This window comes from Streptomyces sp. HUAS CB01, from assembly GCF_030406905.1.
GTDB lineage: Bacteria > Actinomycetota > Actinomycetes > Streptomycetales > Streptomycetaceae > Streptomyces > Streptomyces chengbuensis.
Map to the genome: position 1 here is coordinate 2,705,539 of NZ_CP129137.1, position 14,983 is coordinate 2,720,521.

At 74.5% G+C, this 14,983-nt stretch carries 10 protein-coding genes; 9 read left to right on the forward strand and 1 reads right to left on the reverse strand.

From position 1 onward, the window contains the following. The first annotated feature begins 1 nt into the window (after window position 1). From QRN89_RS11995 to QRN89_RS12035, 9 genes are all read left to right on the forward strand, one after another. A complete protein-coding gene (locus tag QRN89_RS11995; protein WP_290349336.1) occupies window positions 2-1,309 on the forward strand; it encodes a 6-phospho-beta-glucosidase in 1,308 nt (435 codons plus the stop codon). Continuing rightward, window positions 1,300-2,340 carry an N-acetylglucosamine kinase gene (locus tag QRN89_RS12000; RefSeq protein WP_435833248.1) on the forward strand — a complete coding sequence of 347 codons (1,041 nt, stop codon included), beginning with the start codon at window positions 1,300-1,302 and terminating at the stop codon, window positions 2,338-2,340. Before QRN89_RS11995 ends, QRN89_RS12000 begins: the two co-directional genes overlap by 10 nt. Window positions 2,341-2,610: 270 nt before the next feature. Beyond that, window positions 2,611-4,044, forward strand: a complete 1,434-nt coding sequence (locus tag QRN89_RS12005) for a GlnX family signal transduction membrane protein (protein ID WP_392856616.1) — start codon at window positions 2,611-2,613, stop codon at window positions 4,042-4,044. 11 nt (window positions 4,045-4,055) lie between these two features. After that, complete coding sequence (locus tag QRN89_RS12010) at window positions 4,056-5,153, forward strand: glutamate ABC transporter substrate-binding protein (protein ID WP_290349338.1); 1,098 nt, start codon at window positions 4,056-4,058, stop codon at window positions 5,151-5,153. 104 nt (window positions 5,154-5,257) lie between these two features. Continuing rightward, window positions 5,258-6,574 (forward strand): coiled-coil domain-containing protein, encoded by a 1,317-nt coding sequence (locus tag QRN89_RS12015; RefSeq protein WP_392856613.1) that lies wholly within the window; start codon window positions 5,258-5,260, stop codon window positions 6,572-6,574. A gap of 79 nt (window positions 6,575-6,653) precedes the next feature. Continuing rightward, window positions 6,654-9,527 carry a serine/threonine-protein kinase gene (locus QRN89_RS12020; RefSeq protein WP_290349339.1) on the forward strand — a complete coding sequence of 958 codons (2,874 nt, stop codon included), beginning with the start codon at window positions 6,654-6,656 and terminating at the stop codon, window positions 9,525-9,527. An 85-nt stretch (window positions 9,528-9,612) separates the two neighbouring features. Next, window positions 9,613-11,043, forward strand: a complete 1,431-nt coding sequence (locus QRN89_RS12025) for a protein phosphatase 2C domain-containing protein (RefSeq protein WP_290349340.1) — start codon at window positions 9,613-9,615, stop codon at window positions 11,041-11,043. Window positions 11,044-11,132: 89 nt separating this feature from the next. Then, entirely contained in the window at window positions 11,133-12,518 is a 1,386-nt protein-coding gene (locus tag QRN89_RS12030) for a vWA domain-containing protein (RefSeq protein ID WP_290349341.1), read from the forward strand. A 102-nt stretch (window positions 12,519-12,620) separates the two neighbouring features. Further along, window positions 12,621-13,847 carry an FHA domain-containing protein gene (locus QRN89_RS12035; protein ID WP_290349342.1) on the forward strand — a complete coding sequence of 409 codons (1,227 nt, stop codon included), beginning with the start codon at window positions 12,621-12,623 and terminating at the stop codon, window positions 13,845-13,847. A 6-nt stretch (window positions 13,848-13,853) separates the two neighbouring features. Here the strand turns inward: QRN89_RS12035 and QRN89_RS12040 are convergent, their stop codons facing one another. Further along, window positions 13,854-14,861: a methyltransferase domain-containing protein gene (locus QRN89_RS12040; RefSeq protein ID WP_290349343.1), complete on the reverse strand. Its 1,008-nt coding sequence runs from the start codon at window positions 14,859-14,861 to the stop codon at window positions 13,854-13,856. Window positions 14,862-14,983: the final 122 nt, after the last annotated feature.

The window sequence follows — 14,983 nt, forward strand, 5'->3', positions numbered from 1 at the left end:
CATGCCGCACACCAGCGGGGGGCAGCCCCCGAACCCCCGGCACCCGAAGATCGCGGTCGTGGGTGGCGGGTCCACCTACACCCCCGAACTGATCGACGGTTTCGCCCGGCTGAGGGAGACCCTGCCGATCGGCGAGCTGGTCCTGATCGACCCCGCGGCCGTCCGGCTGGACCTGGTCGGCGGGCTCGCCCGGCGCATCTTCGCCCGGCAGGGCCACCCCGGGACCATCACGACCACCGCGGACCTGGACGCCGGGGTGGCGGGCGCCGACGCCGTGCTGCTGCAGTTGCGCGTCGGCGGCCAGGCCGCGCGGGAGAAGGACGAGACATGGCCGCTGGAGTGCGGCTGCGTCGGACAGGAGACGACCGGCGCCGGCGGTCTGGCCAAGGCGCTGCGCACCGTCCCGGTGGTGCTGGACATCGCCGAACGGGTGCGACGCGCCGCCCCGGACGCGTGGATCGTCGACTTCACCAACCCGGTGGGCATCGTGACCCGCGCACTGCTCCAGGCCGGCCACCGGGCGGTCGGACTGTGCAACGTCGCGATCGGCCTGCAGCGGAAGTTCGCCGCGCTGCTGGACACCGCCCCGGGCGATGTGCACCTGGAGCACGTGGGCCTCAACCATCTGACCTGGGAGACGGGTGTGCGGCTGGGCGGTCCGGAGGGCGAGAACGTCCTGCCGCGGCTGCTCGCCGAGCACGGCGACGCCATCGCCGGGGACCTGCGGCTCCCGCGACAGATCCTGGACCGCCTCGGCGTCGTCCCGTCGTACTACCTGCGCTACTTCTACGCGCACGACGCGGTCGTCCGGGAGATGCGGACCAGGCCCTCCCGGGCCGCGGAGGTCGCGGCGATGGAGAAGCGGCTCCTGGAGATGTACGGCGACCCGTCGCTGGACGAGAAACCGGAACTGCTGGCCTCACGCGGCGGCGCCTACTACTCCGAGGCCGCCGTCGACCTCGTCGCGGCGCTCCTCGGGGGAACGGGCAGCCCGTACCAGGTGGTCAACACGTACAACGACGGCACGCTGCCGTTCCTCCCCGACGACGCCGTCGTCGAGGTGCAGGCCGCCGTCGGCACCAAGGGCGCGGCGCCGCTGCCGCTGCCCGACGTCGACCCGCTGTACGGCGGGCTGATCGCGGGCGTCACCGCCTACGAGGAGCTGGCGCTGGAGGCGGCGCTGCGCGGCGGCCGCGACCGGGTCTTCAAGGCGCTGCTGGCCCACCCGCTGGTCGGTCAGTACGAGTACGCCGAAGCGCTCACGGAGCGCCTGGTCGCCCACAACCGGGAGCACCTTCCGTGGGCGTGAACGTCCCGGCCGCGCACGGCCCGTCCGTCCACGGCCCGGGGGCGGGCGGTCCCGCGGCCGCGGTGCTCGCCGTGGACGCCGGCAACAGCAAGACGGACGTGGCGGTGGTCGGCGCGGACGGCTCGGTGCTGGGCACGGCCCGCGGCGGTGGCTTCCAGCCTCCGAGGGTGGGGGTCGCGGCGGCGCTCGACGAACTGGACGGCACGGTGCGCGAGGCCCTCGGCAGCGCCGGGTTCGGGTCCGTCGCTCATGTCTCGGCCTGTCTGGCCAACGCCGATCTGCCCGTCGAGGAGGAGGAGTTGGCGGCCGCGGTACGGGCCCGCGGCTGGGGCGGGACGAGCGAGGTCCGCAACGACACCTTCGCGATCCTGCGGGCCGGGGTCGACGAGCCCAGGGGCGTCGCCGTCGTCTGCGGCGCCGGCATCAACTGCGTGGGCATGGCGCCGGACGGCCGCACCGCCCGCTTCCCGGCGATCGGCAGGATCTCCGGGGACTGGGGAGGGGGCGCCGGACTCGCCGAGGAGGCGGTGTGGTTCGCCGCACGGGCCGAGGACGGGCGCGGGGAACCGACCGCACTCGCCCGCACGCTCCCCGCGCACTTCGGCCTGCCGTCGATGTACGCGCTCATCGAGGCACTGCATCTGGGCCGTGTCGCACCCGGGCGCAGGCACGGGCTCGTCCCGGTCCTGTTCTCGACCGCTGCCGCCGGTGACGCCGTGGCGGGCGCGATCGTCGACCGGCTCGCCGAGGAGGTCGTCCTGATGGCCACGGTGGCGCTCGGCCGGCTCGGCCTGCTGGACGAGAAGGTGCCCGTGGTGCTCGGCGGCAGCGTGCTGGCGGCGCGGCATCCCCGGCTCGACGCCGGGATCGAGGAGTCGCTCGCCCTCCGGGCGCCGAAGGCCGTCGTGTCCGTGGTGACGGCACCACCCGTCCTGGGCGCGGCCCTGCTGGGCCTCGACCACCTCGGCGCGCCCGCCGCCGCACGGGCCCGGCTGCGGTCCCGCTACGAGGAACAGGCCGGTCCGCGGTAGGGGGCGCGCGCGGATCGCGCCCGGGCGCACGGCGGCGCGCCCGGCTCGTCGGGGACGGCCGCGCGGAACCGATCGGCCACCGGCGGCGTATTCATGGGAGGGGCGCTGAACAGGGGGCGGCATTGACGCGACACGCCGGATGGCACAAGATCCAGTGAATCCTGGGTGTGGAATGTCCGCCCCCGCGGCCATACTTCTGGCCGGAAGCCGTCCCCCGCCCGCGGGAGGTGGGACGCCGTCAGTGACCGAGGGGGAGGTCAAGTGACACACATGCCGAGCGCGGCAGGCCCGCCCGCGCCGCCGGCGCCGTACGTCCCGGCGCAGCCGGGGCCGCCGCCCGGCCCGGGATCGGGGCCCTCCGCCGAGGGGTCCGCACCGCCCCCGGCACCGCCCGCGCGGCGCAGTGCCTGGGCGGAGACGACGGCGCAGCTGCGCGCCGCCGCGACGACGGAGCCGGGCCGGCTGCGGATCATCGGCGCCGTACTGGCCGCGCTGGTCGTGGCGTTCGGCGCGGTGACGGCCCTCGAGATCGCCGACCGTGCCTCCTCCGCCGACGCCGTGGTCAACCGCAGCCAGCCGCTCAGCGCCGACGCGGCGAGCATCTACCGCTCGCTCGCCGACGCCGACACGGCCGCCGCGAGCGGCTTCCTGGCCGGGGCGCAGGAGCCCGCGGCGGTACGGGAGCGCTATCGCCGGGACATCGCCAGCGCCTCCCGGCTGCTCGTGAAGGCCGCCGCGAACACGGACGGCTCGACCGACTCGCGCCGCTGGATCACCACGCTCAACGAACAGCTCCCCCGCTACACGGGCCTCGTCGAGCGGGCCCGGGCCAACAACCGCCAGGGCCTGCCGCTGGGCGGCGCCTACCTGCGGTACGCGAACCAGCTGATGACCACCGAGCTGCTCCCGGCTGCCCAGAAGCTGTACGAGGAGGAGACGGCCCGGCTCGACGACGACCACGGCGACGCCCGGCTGTGGCCCTTCGTGTCGCTGGGGCTCGGAGTGGTCGCGATCGGCGGACTGGTCTGGGCCCAGCACCGCAACTACCGGCGCACGAACCGGGTGTTCAACCACGGACTGCTCGCGGCGACCGCCGCGTCCACGGTGGTGCTGCTCTGGCTGGGCGTCGGGCACGCCGTCGCCAGGGCGGGTCTCGACGAGGCCCGCGCCAAGGGGCAGGAGTCGCTGAAGGTCCTCAACGACGCCCGGATCAGCAGCCTGAAGGCCCGGGCCAATGAGAACCTGACCCTGGTCGCTCGCGGTGCGGTGCTCACCGCGGACGGCAAGAGCGACAAGTACGAGACGGACTACACCGCGGGCATGAGCAGTCTCACCGCCTCGCTCGGCCGCGCCGGGCAGCTCGCCGACGACGGCGCGGGCCGCACGCCGGTCGCCGACGCGGTCTCGGCGGCGTCGGAGTGGAAGAACCGGCACAAGGACGCCGGTGAGACGGACAGGGCGGGCGACTACGACGGCGCGCTGGCCAAGGTGATCGGCAGCGAGGGCTCCACGGGCCAGTGCTTCGACCGCGTGGACGCCGCGCTGGAGAAGGCGCTGGCGCACGAGCAGGCCGAGTTCACCGAATCCGCCGAGGGCGGCCGGGGCGCGCTGGCGGCCCTGCCGGTCGGCGCGGCCGTGCTGGCGGTCCTCGGGGCGGTCGGAGCCGTCCTGGGCATCGGCCGCAGGCTTTCGGAGTACCGGTGAGAGGAGGAGAGATGGCTGACTCGTTGCCGGGAGCGGCACCGGACGTGACACCGGAGGCCGGTGCCACCGCTGACGGCGGGGCCGCCCGGCCGCGCGTTCCGCGCCGGCGGGGACGCCTCGCCGACCGGCTGCGCGGCTGGGGCGGTGTCGCCGGGATGGCGGCGGCCTGCGCGCTGACCGCCGCCCTCACCCTGGTCCCCCTCTCGCACGGGGGGCCGCCCGCCGGTGTGACCCCGGGTGCCGATCCGGCGGCCGTGCCGCCCGCGAAGGCGGACGACTGCACGAGCCCGGAGGCGTCGCTGCGGCCGTCCTCGGCGGACGGCCCGGCGATCGAGGAGATCAAACGGCGCGGCAAGCTGGTCGTCGGCGTCGACCAGAACAGCTACCGCTGGGGCTACCGCCGGGCGGACGGCAAGCTGGAGGGCTTCGACATCGATCTGGCCCGGGCGATCGCGCAGGACATCCTCGGCGATCCCGAGAAGATCATCTTCCGGGCGGTGCCGACCAACCAGCGGATCACGGCGCTCAACAACGGCACCGTGGACCTCGTCGTACGGACGATGACCATCAACTGCGCCCGGATCGAGCAGGTCGCTTTCTCCACGGCCTACTTCCAGACCGGACAGCAGGTGCTCGCCCCCCGGCAGTCCGGGATCACCGGCTTCGACGGGTCCCTCAAGGGCCGGCGGGTCTGCTCCGCGGAGGGGTCGACGGCGTACGAGGCGCTGGAGAAGGACCCGCACGGGGCGGTCTTCCAGGACGAGGACGACGACGGCCCGGGCGACCGGAACAGGCTGACGGTCCCCAACCAGCTGGACTGCCTGGTCCGGCTGCAACTGGGCGAGGTGGACGCGGTCGTGACGGACGCGGCCCTCGCCGCGGGCCAGGCCGCCCAGGACCCATCCGTCGAACTCAAAGGCGACAGGCCTTTCACCACCGAGTACTACGGCGTGGCCGCCAGACTGGGCAGGGACGACCTGGTCCGCAGGGTGAACAAGGTGCTGGAGGAGTACCGGACGGGCCCCTGGATGCAGGCGTACGTCAAGTGGCTGAAGAAGGACCTGCCCGGTATATCGGGTCCCCCGGCACCGAAGTACCGGGACAATTGAGACCGTTGGGAAGACAGCCGGCGGAACAGGGCGGTCCGGCAGGGAAGCCGGGCCGGCCTGGACGTCCGGCCGTGGATCCGAGTACACGAGCGGAGAGGTGATCGATGGGCGTCGCGGGACCCCCTGGGCCGGTGATGGACCGGGACGAGGTGGACCGTGCGCTGGCGCGGCTCGGGGAGGAGCACGAGGCGATCGAGACCTCGCTCCTCGCCCTGCAGGACCATGCGGGCCGCAGGCTCCTGGAGGGGGCGGAGCTGACGGGTGTCACCAAGGACCGGTGGGCCTCCACCGAGCAGGCGATCACGCTGCTGTGGGGCTACTTCGACGCGTACGCGGGGGCCCTGCGTTCGGCGCGTGAGCTGCGGGCACGGCGCCGCTGGCCGAGCCGGGACGACCTGGTGGCGCTGACCGACCGGCTGCGCGGTCCCAGCGTCACCGTCGCGAGTGCCGCCGCCCATCCCGCGCCGTCCGTGACGGGACCGGCCAAGCTCTCCGAGCGCTTCACGCTGGAGGGCCTGGTCAGCCGGATGAACACGCTGTACGCCCGCTCCCTGGACGTGGTGGTGGCCGCCGACGCGGTGTGGTCGGCGCTGCCCGCGCGGATCGACCTCCTCTCAGCCGAGTTGCAGCGCACGCGTTCGCTGGCCCACTCGGTGGGCGTGCGGCCGGGCGAGCACCCGGCGGGCGACGAGCTGGAGGCGATCACCCACGAGCTGTCCTCGCTGCGGGCGCAGGTCGTGTCGGACCCGCTGGCCTTCTGGTCGCCGGCGACGGCGAGTTCGGCTCCGGGCGGCGGCCGGCCCGACACGGGACGTTACGACCACGCCGCGCGTGCGCTGGAGGACGTCCGCCGTGAGATCGAGGCGGTCCTCGCGGTACGGCAGGACTCGGAGACCCGGCTGCTCCGGCTGCGGGACGTGCTCTCCCGGGCGGACCGCACGCTCACGGAGGCACGTGCCGCACGCGGCGAGGTGCTGGCCAAGATCGCGGCGTCCGAGGTGCCCGCGGTCAGCGGCCCGCCGACCGTGCTGCAGGAGCGGCTGGCCACCGCCGCCGAGTACCGCAGGCACGCCCAGTGGCACCGGCTGTCCCCGCTGCTGGAGTCCCTGGAGCGGGAGGCGGAGGACGAACTGATGCGGGCCCGTGAGTCGTTGACGGCCGTGACGGCGCCGCTCGCGGTCCGTGCGGAGCTGCGCGGACGTCTCGACGCGTACAAGGCGAAGGTCGCCCGGCACGGTATGGCCGAGGACCCGCTGCTGATCGAGCGGTACGACGCGGCGCGCCGGATGCTGTGGAGCGCGCCGTGCGATCTGCGCGCCGCCGAGCAGGCGGTCCTGCGCTACCAGCGGGCCGCCGCGGAGGTCCTGGTGCCCCGGCAGCCGGGCCCCGTGGACGGCACCGGCCACCAGGGGGGATCGTGATCCGCGCACACGTCACCGCCGTGCCGCGGATCCCGTCCGCGGCATCGGTGACCGGGCAGGCGAGCAGGCAGGGGGAGCCGTGAGTGACCTGACGAAGTGCAGCCACCCGGGCTGCGAGGGCGCCTACGAGGACGTCGGCGGGGGCGAACTGTACTGCGACACCTGTGGACTCGCCCCGGAAGCGGGACGCACCGCCACACCCGCAACCGGCAACAGCACCAACGGCACCACCGCGGGCCCCGGCACACCCACGGGCGCATGCCAACGCCCGGGCTGCGAGGGCGCCTACGAGGACGTCGGCGACGGCGAACTCTACTGCGACACCTGCGGACTCGCCCCGGTCGTCGCGAGGAACGGAGCGCTGTCGTCGCCGCCCACCGGCATGACCGGGGGCGGGCGGAGCGGGAACAGCGGTTCGGACCGGGGAAGTTCGCCGTCGGGCTCCCGCTCGTCCCGTTCGGCCCGGTCGTCGCGCTCCTCGACGTCACGGCGGTCGGTCTCGGGCCGCCTGTCCCGTTCGCTGTCCGGCCGCACCTCGGGCCGCTCGGTGTCGGTCCGCAGCTCGGGCTCGTCGGCTTCCTCCTCCGGGCGGAACCGCCTGGGAGCCGGGCTGGTCTCCGTCCCGGACGTACCGCGCCCCGACCCGCGTTCCGCGGTGATGGCCGAGCCGGAGGTCCCGGAGCGGAAGCGATTCTGCAGCCGCAGCGAGTGCGGGGCGCCGGTGGGCCGGGCGCGCGGCGACCGGCCGGGCCGCACGGAGGGCTTCTGCACCAAGTGCGGCCACCCGTACTCCTTCGTGCCCAAGCTGCGCGAGGGCGACATCGTGCACGGGCAGTACGAGGTGATGGGCTGCCTGGCACACGGCGGCCTCGGCTGGATCTACCTCGCCATAGACCGGGCGGTCTCCGACCGCTGGGTCGTCCTCAAGGGCCTGCTGGACACGGGCGACCAGGACGCGATGGCGGCGGCGATCTCGGAGCGCCGGTTCCTCGCGGAGATCGAGCACTCCAACATCGTCCGCATCTACAACTTCGTCGAACACCTGGACCAGCGGACCGGCTCCATGGACGGCTACATCGTCATGGAGTACGTCGGTGGCAAGTCCCTCAAGGAGATCGCGAACGAACGGCGCGCCCCCGACGGCCGGCGCGACCCGCTGCCGGTCGAGCAGGCGTGCGCCTACGGGATCGAGGCGCTCGAGGCGCTGGGGCATCTGCACAGCCGCAACCTGCTGTACTGCGACTTCAAGGTCGACAACGCCATCCAGACCGAGGACCAGCTCAAGCTCATCGACATGGGCGCCGTGCGCCGGATGGACGACGACGAATCGGCCATCTACGGCACGGTCGGCTACCAGGCGCCGGAGGTCGCCGAAGTGGGCCCGTCGGTCGCCTCGGACCTCTACACGGTGGCGCGCACCCTCGCGGTGCTCACGTTCGACTTCCAGGGCTACACGAACGTCTTCGTGGACTCCCTCCCGGACCCGGACAACATCGAGGTGTTCCGGACGTACGAGTCGTTCTACCGGCTCCTCGTCCGCGCGACCGACCCCGACCCGGCCCGCCGGTTCGCCTCCGCGCAGGAGATGGCGGACCAGCTGACGGGCGTGCTGAGAGAGGTCGTGGCGCTCCAGACGGGCCGGCCGCGCCCGTCGCTGTCCACCCTCTTCGGCCCGGAGCTGCGCGTCACGGACACCCAACTGTTCGCCGAACTCCACGGCGAGGTCTCGGTGCTGGGTGCCCGGCGGACCCCGCGCCGCGGCGGCGGCACAGGAGCGGCCCCCGCCCCGCAGACGCCCGGCGCCTTCGGCGCACCGCGGCATCCCGGACAGCCGGCCCTCCCGCCCGCGCGGGTACCGGCCCAGTCGGCAGTCGGCCATCCGTACGCCGGCGCGGCGCCGGGGGCCACGGGAACGGCGGGACCCCCCGGGACCGGCGGCCCCGCCATCCCGTATCCGTACGCGCCCGCCCCGGCCGGTGCGACGGCGCCCGTACAGCGAGGGGAGCGGGCGGCGGCCCCGCAGTCGCACCTCGCCGGCCTGGACGTCCGCGCCACCGCACTCGCGCTGCCGGTCCCCCGGGTCGACCCGAACGACCCCAACGCCGGCTTCCTCGCCGGACTGATGGCCTCCGCGCCCGCAGAGCTGATCGCCGCGCTGCACGGCGCGCCGACGAACTCCCTGGAGCTGCGGCTGCGCGAGCTGCGGGCCCGACTGGAGATGGGCGAACTCACCTCCGCGACGACCTCGCTGGCGGATCTCGAGGCCCGGCACCCCGACGACTGGCGGGTCGTCTGGTACCGCGGCATCGCCTCGCTGGCCACCGGCGACGACGAGACGGCCGCGCTGTCGTTCGACGCGGTCTACGACGCGTTCCCGGGCGAGGCCTCGCCCAAGCTGGCGCTCGCCGTCTGCGCCGAGGTCCTGGGGCAGCTGGACAACGCCGCGGAGTACTACCGCCTGGTGTGGGCCACGGACCCGAGCTATGTGAGCGCCGCGTTCGGTCTGGCCCGGGTGCAGCTCGCGGCCGGCGACCGCGCCGCGGCCGTACGCACGCTGGACTCCGTCCCGGAGGCGTCGATCCACTACACGGCGGCCCGGGTCGCGGCGGTACGGGCACGGCTGCGCCGACGCGCCGTACAGGATCCGCTCATCGACGACCTCACGGCCGCCGCCGACCAGGTCACCGCGCTGGAGGGACTCGGACTTGACGCCGTGCGGCGCGAGCGGCTGTCCACGGAGGTTCTGGGCACGGCGCTGGACTGGGTACTCTCCGGCAGTGCCGGCGCCAGGCCGGCGAGGACTGTTCTGCTCGGCAGCGAACTGGACGAACGCGGACTGCGGTTCGGCCTTGAACGCTCGTTCCGGGTGCTCGCCCGGCTCGCCCCGAACGGCGAGGAGCGCATCGAACTGGTGGAGCGGGCCAACCGCTACCGCCCCCGGACGTGGGTGTGATGCTGTGCTGTCGCGGGGACAGGTCCCCGGACCTCCGGCGGAAGGACCGAGGCGCGCCCGGCACATCAAGGCGAGGTGAAAGCGAATGACGCCGCAGATGCCCCAGCAGGCGGCCTGGTCGAAGTGCCCCGGATGCGAGGAACCGCTCGAATCCGGCGATCTGTTCTGCGGAGCGTGCGGGTACGACCTGTCCGTCGTACCCGAACCGCCCCGGGACCGCCCCACGGTCGCGACGGGTACGCAGGTGGACTGGCCCGAGGCCGACGGCGCCGGCCGGCCGGGGACGTCGCAGCGGTCCGGTGAGGTGCCGGGTACGGACTCGGGCGGCCGGGAACTGCCCGGGGCCGCCGTCCGCTTCGACGGCCCGGCCGCGGCGCCGGCCGCCGCCGCGGCCCCCTCACCGGCCCAGCAGGCCGGTGCCGCCGCGCGGGTCGGACCGGGCGGACCGGAGGCCGGCGGCCCCGAGGCGCCCCGGGCCGCCGGTCCGGGATCCGCTTCGGGTTCCGCTCCCGGGTCCGGCGACTTCGAGCCGGCCGCTCCCGATCCACGTGCCGCCGGGCACTCCGGTGGACACGCCACCGCGCCCCCGCCCGGCGCGAAGCTCTGTGTCGCGTGCCGCGCGGGCCATGTGGACCCCGACGGCTACTGCGAGAACTGCGGGCACGCCCAGCCGCGCGAACGCGACCACATGGAGCAGGAGCTGGGTTCGGTCGCGGCGGTCAGCGACCGGGGTCTGCGGCACCACCGCAACGAGGACTCGTTCGCGGTGTCGTCCACGGCCCTGCCCGACGGCTCCCCCGCCGTGATCGCGATCGTCTGCGACGGCGTGTCCTCCGCCACCCGGCCCGACGACGCGTCCTCGGCCGCGGCGAGTTGCGCCAACGAGCACCTGCTGGAATCGCTGCCCCGGGGCACGCATCCGCAGCAGGCCATGCACGACGCGATCCTCGCCGCCGCCTCTGCGGTGAACTCCCTGGCGGCGGAGCCCGGCGCGGCCATGGAGCACGACCCGCACCGCCATCAGAACGCTCCCGCGTGCACGCTGGTGGGTGCCGTCGCCGCCGGCGACCTGCTGGTGGTGGGCTGGGTCGGCGACAGCCGCGCGTACTGGGTCCCCGACGACCGCGGCGGACCGCCCGCCCGGCTCACCGAGGACGACTCCTGGGCGGCCCAGATGGTCTCCGCCGGTCTGATGAGCGAGGCCGAGGCGTACGCGGACGAGCGCGCGCACGCGATCACCGGCTGGCTCGGCGCGGACGCCTACGAGCTGGAGCCCCACACGGCCTCGTTCAAGCCGGACCGTCCCGGTGTGGTGGTGGTCTGCACGGACGGGCTGTGGAACTACGCGGAGGCGCCGGAGGACATGGCGCAGGTCCTGCCGGCCGACGCTGCGGGCCGTCCGCTGCACGGGGCGCAGGTCCTGGTCGGCCACGCCCTCGACGGCGGGGGCCACGACAACGTAACAGTGGCCGTGCTCCCGTTCGCCGTGCCGCGACAGGGGGCAGGATCGGCCTGAACAAGGCCATATCCCCTCGCCCCGGCGCCCGTTCGGCACCCTTTTCCACACGTCTGTCTGCCCAGCTGAGCCTCGAGGAGCCAGTTCAGATGGCCAATTTCTCCAAGTCGAACGTGCCGCAGTTCTCCGTCGAGGTGTACCAGAACGAGTTCCTGCCCGAGGGCGGGCGCGAAGTGAACGCGATCGTGACGGTCACCTCCACCGGCGGCGGCACGAGCGGCGGCATTCCGCTCGCCGGAGCCTCCTCTTCCCCTTCCTCTGTTTCCTCCGTTTCCCCGATGTCCTCCATACCCGGACAGCGGACGGACGCCGCCGTGGTCGTGATGGTCGACTGCTCGGGCTCCATGGACTATCCGCCCACCAAGATGCGCAACGCGCGCGACGCCACGGCCGCGGCGATCGACACCCTGCGCGACGGCACGGCCTTCGCCGTGGTCTCGGGTACGCACGAGGCCGCCGAGGTGTACCCGGGCGGCGGGCGGCTGGCGACCGCCGACGCCACGACGCGGGCCCGGGCCAAGGAGGCGCTGCGCAGGCTGAGCGCCGGCGGCGGCACCGCGATCGGCACCTGGCTGCGGCTGGCGGACCGGCTGCTCGGCGACGCCGACGTGTCCATCCGGCACGGCATCCTGCTCACCGACGGCCGCAACGAGCACGAGACGCCGGAGGAGCTGCGCGCCGCCCTGGACGCCTGCGCGGGCCGATTCACCTGCGACGCCCGCGGCGTGGGGACGGACTGGGAGGTCAAGGAGGTCACGGGCATCGCCTCCGCGCTGCTCGGAACGGCCGACATCGTCGCCGATCCCTCAGGGCTCGCCGCCGACTTCACGCGGATGATGGAGAGCGCGATGGGCAAGGAGGTCGCGGACGTGGCGCTGCGGCTCTGGACGCCCGTCGGGGCGGAGGTCGCGTTCGTCAAGCAGGTGGCGCCCACGGTCGAGGAACTGACCGGCCGGCGCACGGAGGCGGGGCCGCGCGCCGGGGACTACCCGACCGGCTCGTGGGGGGACGAGTCCCGCGACTACCACGTGTGCGTGCGGGTGCCGGAGGCGGGCGTGGGCCGGGAGATGCTGGCCGCCCGGGCCTCCCTGGTCATTCCGGATCCGGCGGGCGGCACCCCGCGCCCCCTCGCCCAGGGGCTCGTACGGGCGGTGTGGACCGACGACATGGCGGCTTCGACCTCCATCAACCCCCAGGTCGCTCACTACACCGGTCAGGCCGAACTGGCACAGGTGATCCAACAGGGTCTGGATGCCCGCAAGTCGGGAGATTTCGACAACGCCACCGCGAAACTCGGGCGCGCCGTACAGCTGGCGGCGGCCTCCGGCAACGAGGACACTGCGAAGCTGCTGGCGAAGGTGGTGGACGTCGTCGACGCGGCGACGGGTACTGTGCGGCTGAAGGCAAGGGTCACGGAAGCGGACGAGATGACACTCGAAACACGCTCCACCAAGACAGTTCGCGTGAAGAAGTAGTTCACGCGGCGATCACAGACCAGCCGACAGCAGTCGAGAAACGACAAAGAGCACAAAGTGTCCGGCTCGCCGGCCGGACGGAGGAGAGGGGGAAGCGCCGACATGCCGACCTGCCCGAACGGACACCAGTCGGGTTCCGACGACTGGTGCGAGGTCTGCGGCCATCGCATGGCCGGGGCGGGGGCTCCGGCGGGCGCGGTTCCGCCGCCACCCCCGCCGCCGGCTCCTTCGCCGCCGCCCGCACCGGGCTACGGCTACCCGGGGCCCGGCGACCCGAACGCCACGGCCCAGGCGGAGCTGTGCCCCCAGTGCCGAACCCCCCGCGAGGCGATGGCGCCGTACTGCGAGGAGTGCCGCTGGAACTTCCTCACGAACACGGCGACGTCGTACACCCCGGTGGCCCCGCCCCACCGGCCGGGCCCCGGCGGTCCGGGTGGCCCCGGCGGTCCGCCGCCAGGGCTGAACCTGCCGCCCGGCTTCCAGGCCCAGCAGCCGCCGCGCCCGCCGGACCCCTTCGACTACCAGAGCTCGCGGCCCTCGCAGATGAACCGGCCCGCCGAGCCGCTCGGCGGCGAACCGCAGGCGCCCCGGCCGCCGCAGGCCGGTCCGCCGGCCCCGCCGCCGTTCCCGCAGCCGGGCCCGTCCGGCTCCGCGGACGTCTCCGAGTCGCCCGGACAGCAGCGCCACCCCGGCCCGCCCGAGTTCGGCCGGCAGGCCCCGCCTCCGCCGCCGCAGCAGCAGGGGTTCCCGTCGGGTCCGCCGGCGCCCCCCGGCTTCCCGCAGGCAGTACCGGCTCCGCCGCAGCGGCCGCAGGGCGGCGCCGACGACGACTGGACGATCCCCCCGCCCTCGCAGCCGCACGCCCCGCACCAGCCCGGGCGGCCCCAGCCGGCCCCGCCTCCGCAGCAGAATCCGTACGAGCCCGCCGGCTGGACGGCGGTCATCGCCCCCGACCGCGAGTACTTCATGGCGATGATGCAGCGCAGCGGCCCCGAGGCGGCCGGGCTGAACCTGCCCGCGTACTCGCCGGAGCAGCAACTCGCGCTCTCCGGCGACCAGATCACCATCGGCCGCCGCCGGCACTCCACGGGCGAGTCCCCCGACATCGACCTGTCGGTGCCGCCGGAGGACCCGGGCGTCTCGCACCAGCACGCCGTGCTGGTGCAGCAGCCCGACGGCTCCTGGGCCGTCGTCGACCAGAACTCCACGAACGGCACCACGGTGAACGGTGCCGAGGAACCCATCCAGCCCTACGTCCCCGTCCCCCTGCGCGACGGCGACCGGGTGCACGTGGGCGCCTGGACGACGATCACCGTCCGCCGGGGCTGACCGCGGTCACCGGGCGGGGCCGGGCGCGTCGAGGGGCCAGGCATACGGCCCTTCGGGCTCGTCCAGCCACGCCCACTGGCTGTCCCCGCTCACGGTGACCCCGAAGCGCTCCCGCTCCGGCCTGCCTTCGCGCTGCCACAGCGAGAGCGCCTCGTGCGGGTCCAGCACGCCCGCGGTCAGGGTGAGCAGGAAGCAGAACTGCCCGCTCTCCGCCACGCGCCGCGGCAGCCCGCCCACGTGCGGTACCGATGTCCGTACCGGCCCGCCTCCGCGCAGCGGGACGAAGTACGCGGGCATGTGCAGGAAGCGCCCCTCCGCGTGGCCCTCGGCACGCACCCGCAGCACCACCAGCCCGTTGGCGAGCGGGGCGAGGATCAGCCCGCCGGGCGTGCACTGCGGCAGCCAGGCCGGCGGCACCGACGGCAGGGCGCACGTGGCGACGACCCGGTCGAACGGGGCGCGCACCGGACAGCCGCGCGCACCGTCACCGGTGATCACGGTCGGGTGGTGCCCGGCGGCCGCGAGGTGGCCGCGCGCGGACTCGGCGATCTCCGGGTCCAGCTCGACGGTCGTCACGAGCGGGTCCCCGAGCCGGTGCGCCAGGAGCGCGGCGTTGTAGCCGGTGCCGGCGCCGATCTCCAGCACGCGGTGCCCGTCCGCCACCTCCAGCGCCTCCAGCATCCGCGCCATGAGCGACGGCCGGCTGCCGGAGGAGACGAGTTCGCCCTCGCGGACGCGGGTGGCGAGCGGACCGTCGGCGTACGCGCCCCTCAGCCAGCGTTCGCGCCGGTCGGGGTCGGAGTCGCCCGACCAGAGCCTCTCGTACCCGGCGAAGGCCGACACGTAGTAGTACGGCACGAACAGATGGCGCGGCACCGCCGCGAACGCCGCCCGCCAGGCCGGGTCGCGCAGCGCGCCGCTCGCGGCCATCCTCCGCACCAGCGCCGCGCGCAGTTCGGCGGCGGGCCCGGCGCAGGGGTCCCGTACCGCGCGCGCCTCCCGGTCCGCACCCATGCCTCCACTGTCCTGCGGGCCGGGGCGGGAGGCGAGCACCCGGGGCGGGCGCCTCCGGGCCGGAGTGCTCCCTCGGGGGGGTCCTAGGGCCCGGGTCCTCGTCCGGTCCGTCTGAGACCATG

Excerpts from the sequence above, each read along its gene's own strand:
- QRN89_RS12025 (WP_290349340.1), top strand. The coding sequence starts at position 9,613 with ATGACGCCGCAGATGCCCCAGCAGGCGGCCTGGTCGAAGTGCCCCGGA.
- QRN89_RS11995 (WP_290349336.1), top strand. The coding sequence starts at position 2 with ATGCCGCACACCAGCGGGGGGCAGCCCCCGAACCCCCGGCACCCGAAG.
- QRN89_RS12015 (WP_392856613.1), top strand. The coding sequence starts at position 5,258 with ATGGGCGTCGCGGGACCCCCTGGGCCGGTGATGGACCGGGACGAGGTG.
- QRN89_RS12035 (WP_290349342.1), top strand. The coding sequence starts at position 12,621 with ATGCCGACCTGCCCGAACGGACACCAGTCGGGTTCCGACGACTGGTGC.
- QRN89_RS12040 (WP_290349343.1), bottom strand. The coding sequence starts at position 14,861 with ATGGGTGCGGACCGGGAGGCGCGCGCGGTACGGGACCCCTGCGCCGGG.
- QRN89_RS12005 (WP_392856616.1), top strand. The coding sequence starts at position 2,611 with ATGCCGAGCGCGGCAGGCCCGCCCGCGCCGCCGGCGCCGTACGTCCCG.
- QRN89_RS12010 (WP_290349338.1), top strand. The coding sequence starts at position 4,056 with ATGGCTGACTCGTTGCCGGGAGCGGCACCGGACGTGACACCGGAGGCC.
- QRN89_RS12030 (WP_290349341.1), top strand. The coding sequence starts at position 11,133 with ATGGCCAATTTCTCCAAGTCGAACGTGCCGCAGTTCTCCGTCGAGGTG.